This is a genomic window from Okeania sp. SIO2B9 (genome assembly GCF_010672505.1).
Taxonomy (GTDB): Bacteria; Cyanobacteriota; Cyanobacteriia; order Cyanobacteriales; family Microcoleaceae; genus Okeania; species Okeania hirsuta.
The window spans coordinates 1-6,901 of the sequence record NZ_JAAHGK010000270.1 but is presented as its reverse complement, the minus strand read 5'-3'; the positions used below and the strand labels follow the sequence as shown (position 1 = coordinate 6,901).

Below are 6,901 nucleotides of genomic sequence, written 5' to 3'. Positions count from 1 at the left end.
GTCTATAACGAAGTAGTTGCCGATCCAGTAGAGTTATCCCATGAAGCAGGGGTCATAGCTATGGCTCGCTCTCAAGCATTAGATACAGCTTCTTCGCAATTTTACTTTACCTTGGATAATGTTGCCGATCAACTGGATGGGGGTTATGCAGTATTTGGTGAAGTGAGCGAAGGTTTTGATTTTGTGCAAGAGATTCGAGAGGGCGATCGCATTCTTGTAGCTAGGGTAGTTGATGGAGATATATCTAGTAGAACTTCAGAGATAGCTACTGAATCAGATTTACTCAATGATTGGATTAATGCGGACAATGAAGTGAAGGTATCTTATGTTCTTTCTATTGATGAAGATACTGAAAATGAAAATGACGATAGCGATGCTGATTCTGCCGAGGATGATATTGTTGAGACATCTATACTAGATGACGCTATCCTTGCCAGTCAAATTACGCAAACTATTGATGAAGAAGTTGAAGGAGAAGGGGAAGAAGAAGGAGAAGAAGAACAAGCAGAAGAAAATTCAGAGAGTGAAGATGATGATGAGGGTGATGAAATAGCTAGCGCTGTTGATGAAGATGAAGAGGAAGACTCAGAAGAAGCAACTGAGGTAGCTGAAAATGATAACAGTGAGAGCGTGCTGGATATAGATGTTGTTGATTCTTCTTTTACAACTAACATTGGAACAGAGAGTGATGATGTTATTGATGTTTTTGAAATAAGTGATGCTGAACCTGATTCATCTTTCGCAATTATGGGTTTGGCAGGTGACGATGAAATATCTGGTGGTAATGCTACAGATATCCTGAGTGGAAACGAAGGTGATGATATAGTTAGCGGTCGTGACGGTGAAGACTTAATCAGAGCTGGAAAAGGAGATGATATATTAATAGGTGGCAAAGGGGATGATATTATCATTGGGGATCATGGTGCTGATATCCTGACTGGTGGTTTAGGCGCAGATAGCTTTATTCTGCGAGCTGATATTGTTGATGGTATAGATGAAATAGACCAAGCTGACTTGATTACTGATTTTAATGTCGCAGATAACGATCAAATTGTCGTGATTGCTAATTTCATTCCTTCTGAAGGATTAACTTATGAATTATTCGATGATGACACAGTAATTAGACTGTCTGACAGTGGATTTATATTAGGAGTAGTTTCAGATACTTCCATAGAAGAAGTTGAAAATAACATTGTTGCAGTAAGTGCTGATGATTATGCTCTCCGTCTTGGTTAAGGAATGGTAAAATTAAAAGAGTTATTTAGTTCGCTAGACAATTTTTACATATTATGATTATGTTTTAAAGTTGTACTAGCGAATTTTATATTGTATTGATTTTGAATAAAGTTTCTTTTTTATAGTAGAAGGAAGAAGTTTGATTATTTATATTCTGTTGTTTGAGCTGTTTCATAAGTCAAATACAGTAATGGCACTATAGCAAGGAACAAGTTGATTAGGACATAGACTGATGATGAACCTTACCCAGGAAAATGCTTTTCCAATATTCCATCACGCCTAGTGCGCTACCAGGTGCGTTTGCCGCCGACGCTGGGTTGCACCACTGTTCCCTATTGTCTCCTATACATACCAAGTATAGTTGATCGAACAAATTGATAATTTTTTCCTGTTCTGGTATTTTCTACTTTCAGAGGTTCAAAAAAATGTAATTTAAGTTCAATCAAAATAACGAGATATGATGAAATTTTTAGCCGCTATTACCTTAGTCATTTCTTTAATTTATTTTAGTTTATCCGCACCAGTTATAGCAGCTAATTCTGAAGATATTAATCATCTACTACAAGATAATTGGTGCGTATCATTTTTATGGAAACAGTGCGATTTAAGTGAGATAGATTTACATGAAACTAATTTAAACAATGCAAATCTTTCGGGTGCTAATTTAACTGGTGTAAATTTTCAGGGTGCAGATTTGAATGGTGCTGACTTTTCGGGAGCTAATTTAACAGGAGCTAATTTAACAGGAGCTAATTTATCTCAACGTTGGTTGAAGACCCGCGCTCTCCCTACGGGAGAGCGTCGGGATGAAAACCAATCAATCTTGCGGTTCTTACAATAGTATGCTATACTCAATAAAATAAGGCTGCTGGACTAGCAGTGTCAGTCTGTGGAGCGACCGTAAGACCGAAAAGAGGTTCGGCCTCGGAGGCAGGTGCTATGAAGCAGAAAGCCCCTATCAGTGATGTTAGGGAATCCCGCGCTGTCACGCAAGTGCAGCGTCGGGAGGATGTCAAATAGAGCAGATATTAATAGAGCTAATTTAACAAATTCAAACTTAAGTAACACTCGTTTGTTGGAAGTTGATCTAACTTTAGCAAATTTAAGTAATGCTAATTTAGTGAATGCTAATTTATCAGAAGCAAGACTGTGGGGAGCAAGTCTAGAAGGAGCTAATTTAAGCAATGCTATTCTCCGTGGTACTAACTTAGAATATGCCAATCTTGCTGATACTAATTTGAGTGGAACAGATTTTCATAGTTTCTCTTTCCGGGGTTATAAACAAGAAACTAATTTAAGTAATGCTAATTTGGAAGGTGCAATTATTACTGATGTAGATTTAAATGGAGTAATTCTGAGAGGAACAATTATGCCTGATGGCTCAATTAATGAGTAATATTATGTCAGGTTGAATAGTTATAAATAACGAGGGAGGTGTCAGGAGTTAGGGGTCAGGAGAAAGAAAGGATAAAAGTGCGAATTATCTGGGGAAATTCCGGCATTTTATGTCTGCATTGAATGGAAGTAGAAAGTGCGATCAATGTATAACCGGATTTTAGATCAGGAGTCAGGAGGGAAGAAAAAGGGAGAGGAGAAGAAAGTTTTTGATCACGCTATTATCCGGACATGATCTAATTGGTAATTAGACAAATTTAATATCACATATGATGGGTAGGTTTTTTTTAGGTAAATTCTGGAAAAATCAGAAAATTATATTCACTCAACCTACCCCTAAAATAGCTAGACTTAATTTATCTATCAATTCTTGTCATTCTCACTGGAATACAACCAGAATAATCAGAACAATTCCTCATTTGCCAATTACCACGACGACCTGACTCAACATAAAAAGTATCAGGTTGATAAGCACGGTTGATCGCATTACTACCAGGATAAGTAGGTCTACTACCCTGAAGAGTATAACCATTAGCATCTGGAACCATATTCATTTGTTGTTCGGCATAAACTTTTCTACCATTTGGCCCAGTGACATTGACAATCATAGTTCCAAAATTTCCATCCATTCTTAAACGTCCCCTGTGTAACCATCCATTTACTTTCCATTGCAAATTCCACACTCCATTCATCCCTTCGTTGATTACATCTGGACTTACACTTTTTTGCCGTATTGGTTCTGCAAAAGCAACTTTCGTGGGAATTATAGTTGCAAATGACAAAGAAGTAGCAGTTAAAGCAACTAAACTAAGGCTAATAATTTTATTTAGGTTTGTTTTAATAGTCATAGGAAAAATTATCCTGAAATTCAGTGACTTATTTCTTTTTTATACTTCTAAGGTTAGATAGTAAATTCCGGAAAAACCACAGGCAACTCATTCAGAATTTGGAGAGGTTTTAGGTACAGAAAAAGCAATTACTATTTGGCAAGCAATATCCGATCTACCTCAAGTAGGAATTGGGGAAAAAGTAGGGATTTTTGATTATGATAAATTGGCTGAATTTGCATATCAAGTTTGGTCGAGAGAAGGGAGTAAAAATGTAGAAAACCACACAACTCAAAATCATAGTCAAAGAGTTTTAGAAAAAATTAGTTCTGTTCCTATGGGAGAAGGAATGAAAGTATTTATAGATAAGTATGAAGAGAATAAAGTAACTTATTGTGGAGGATATAGAAGGGCAAAAAAGCATATACCTTCTTATACTGTTTATTGGACAAGAGGAATGACTTCTATTCATCCTGAAGAAAATAGATTTTTATCTCCTAGAGAATGCGCTCGTATTCAATCTTTTCCTGATTACTTTATTTTTAAGGGTACAACAATTGAAAACTATACACAAATTTGTAATGCTGTACCACCACTTCTAGCAAAAGCATTTGGTTGCTACATCATTAAAGTTTTAACAGGTGCAGAAATTAATCCTATTCCTTGGCAGTTCTCTAGTAGGGATAATCATCAAAACTACAGAGGGAAAGTTGATAGCAAAAGTGAGGATAATAATTTTCCAATTCAGTTAAAATTACCGTTTTAAATTAGACATCTCCACCAAATCAGGGAATAGGGAGAATTAATTGATAATTTATGGATGAAGAATTTTTCTTAAAAGAGGGAATAGGAAATACTCATTGATTTGAGACAAATATCTTGATTATTTTTCCTTCTTCCCTCTTCCTTCTTCCTTTTAAATCAAACTAGGACATTTCAAATTCACCATTCCCAGTCGCACATGAGAACCATCTTGGAGAATAACTTCTAAGGAGATTTTCATCTCTGGCGCAAATTCAAGTACTTCTAATTCTCCCCAAAAACCACAATATTTAGCCTCTGGAATTTCTGGATGAATTTCTCCTACGTCTGGACGATGTAAATTAGCAGGAATTTCTTTGATTATTTTGCCCGCTACAATTAATTCTACTGTAACTGGAGGAGATGTTTTTCCTACTACCCATCCTCCAATACAAATGGAACTAATATCTTTTTCTACTCCTGGTTTTGGTACATCTATAGAACATTCTACTATTTCTGGATCTTTTTCATATAAAGAAACACTAACTTCGACATTTGTTTTAATCCTTAGACTGAAGTCTTCTTGTTGTCGAGTTAGATGAGGGTTATAACAAGGGTCTTTATCTATTAAATGTTTCCATCTTTGCTTCATCTTTTGAATTTCTTGTTGGAAACGTAATTGTTTTTCTCCTGTATTTTCTACTCCCCGACTTTTCGATTCATGGTGATACAAAACAGCGTGAGGTACATAAATATTTCGATAACCTTTATCTATCATTTTCAAACATAAATCTACGTCGTTAAATGCTACAGCTAATTCTTCATCAAACCCACCCATTTCTTCAAATACTTCTCGCCGACACATTAAACAAGCGGCAGTTACGGCAGAATAATTATTCACACAAATAATTTGACCATTGTATCCACTATCAGTAGGAGAAAAACCTCGATGACTATGGTCTGCTACGCTCCGCATTCCTAATACTACTCCGGCGTGTTGAATTGTATTGTCTGGGTATAATAATAAAGTACCGACTGCTCCTATTTTTTTTCTTTGTGCTTGTTCGACCATTGCTTCTAACCAGTCAGGAGTTTTTACTTCTGTGTCATTATTTAAGAATAGTAAATAATCACCTTCTGCTTTTTCTGTGGCGAAATTATTGAGCTTTGAAAAATTAAAAGGAATATCATGTTTATAACATTTGAAACGTTGTGGTTCTTGATTTTTCCACGCTTCGATAATAGCTTTTGTTTCTGGTTCGTTGCTGCCATTATCAATCAAGATTACTTCGTAATTTGGGTAAGTTGTTTTGCTAAAGATTGACTCTAGGCATCTATCTAAAATGTCTCCTAAGTTTCTGGTGGGAATGATAATACTGACTAGCTTTTTCTCTGGAATTTGATAACGAATTTGATAGAAACCAGGATGTTGAGGCAGATTATAAATTGTTCCTTTTTCTCCTCGTCTTTCTAATGCTTCTGTTAATGCTTTTTTGGCTGTTTCTACTGAAATTATCTGATTTATTGCTACTCCATTTTCGGAAATTCTGTTGTGATAAAGTATTTTGGGAATGTGGAATATTTTTTGACTTTTTTCGCTTAAGCGCAGAATTAAATCATATTCATAATTATTTTCATATCCTGCTCGAAAACCGTTCAATTTTTCTAGTAATTCTCGGCGATATATACATAGATGACCAGTGTACATTCGAGATAAAAATGAGTCTGGACACCAATCTGGTTTAAAGTATGGTTGAGTTAATTTCCCTTCTTTTGTTAATTTATCTTCGTCTGAATAAACCATATCTGCTTCTGGATGTTTATTCAGAAATAGCGCCATTTCATAGAGGGCGTCTGGGGTTAAAATATCATCAGAATTTAACAGGGTAACAAAATCTCCTGTTGTTAATGCTAAGGCCGTATTTAAGTTTGTGGCAATATCTCCACTTTCATCTTTTAAGACTAATTTGACTCTGTTATCTGTTTCTAGATTTTGTGGAAGTTTATCGGCAATATAACAGATTTCCCAGTTTGGATAAACTTGATTTATAACTGATTCAATTGTCTCTTGGCACTCTGGATATGTTGTTTTTTCTGGCAAGATAATACTAATTAATGGTTGATATCGAAAGGTGTCTAAATTTTCCGACATCTTCTTTAGTTTTTCTGAACTAGGTAAGTTGGCTTTGAGCCATAATTGATAGATATCTTCTCTTTCAACTACAGGAGAATTTGAGGGAAAAATAACACTTGCTTGTTCATTACTTACTATTTCCTTTTCCCTTTTCAAAAGAGCGACATTTTCCTGTTGCTTGTTTCCTATTTCCTGTTCCCTTAAAACTTTTTTCTTAGGTAATATATTTTCTAACTGAGCTTGAATTTCAGGGTCATCTGGATTAATTTGTAAACCTAACTGATAAAAGGCGATCGCTCCATGAGTTTTCCCTTTTTTTACTAATGTATTGCCTAGTTGTAAATAAAGTTTGTGGTCTTCTGGTTTGATTTCTAATGCTTTATGATAAAGCTGTTCATTTTCTGGGTTATTTTCTATGGCTTTTTCGTACCATCTTATGGCTTCATCTAAATCTAATTGAGCCCGTTTTTTCAGGGCATCTCCTAATTTTTGATAAGCTTCTGGTAGGTCTGCTTTTAATTCTATGGCGCGACGATATGGGTCTATTGCTTCTTGCCAATTTCCGGAT

Annotated in this window: 6 protein-coding genes; 4 read left to right on the top strand and 2 right to left on the bottom strand. The window is 35.6% G+C overall.

What is annotated here, in order from left to right; all coding sequences use genetic code 11:
* From F6K13_RS11825 to F6K13_RS11815, 3 genes are all read left to right on the top strand, one after another.
* On the top strand, positions 1-1,236 hold a 1,236-nt coding region (locus tag F6K13_RS11825; protein WP_287287447.1), incomplete at its 5' end, for a peptidylprolyl isomerase.
* A gap of 457 nt (positions 1,237-1,693) precedes the next feature.
* Positions 1,694-2,077, top strand: a complete 384-nt coding sequence (locus F6K13_RS11820) for a pentapeptide repeat-containing protein (protein ID WP_287287445.1) — start codon at positions 1,694-1,696, stop codon at positions 2,075-2,077.
* A gap of 168 nt (positions 2,078-2,245) precedes the next feature.
* Complete coding sequence (locus F6K13_RS11815; protein ID WP_240039046.1) at positions 2,246-2,632, top strand: pentapeptide repeat-containing protein; 387 nt, start codon at positions 2,246-2,248, stop codon at positions 2,630-2,632.
* Positions 2,633-2,987: 355 nt separating this feature from the next.
* Here F6K13_RS11815 and F6K13_RS11810 read toward each other — a convergent pair whose 3' ends face one another.
* Complete coding sequence (locus F6K13_RS11810; protein ID WP_124155141.1) at positions 2,988-3,479, bottom strand: hypothetical protein; 492 nt, start codon at positions 3,477-3,479, stop codon at positions 2,988-2,990.
* A 205-nt stretch (positions 3,480-3,684) separates the two neighbouring features.
* Here F6K13_RS11810 and F6K13_RS11805 point away from each other — a divergent pair, with 205 nt between their 5' ends.
* The gene (locus tag F6K13_RS11805) at positions 3,685-4,224 is read left to right on the top strand and encodes a DNA cytosine methyltransferase (protein ID WP_161564604.1); all 540 of its coding nucleotides are present in this window, start codon (positions 3,685-3,687) and stop codon (positions 4,222-4,224) included.
* Positions 4,225-4,374: 150 nt separating this feature from the next.
* Here the strand turns inward: F6K13_RS11805 and F6K13_RS11800 are convergent.
* A partial coding sequence (locus F6K13_RS11800; RefSeq protein ID WP_287287443.1) for a glycosyltransferase occupies positions 4,375-6,901 on the bottom strand: 2,527 nt, incomplete at its 5' end.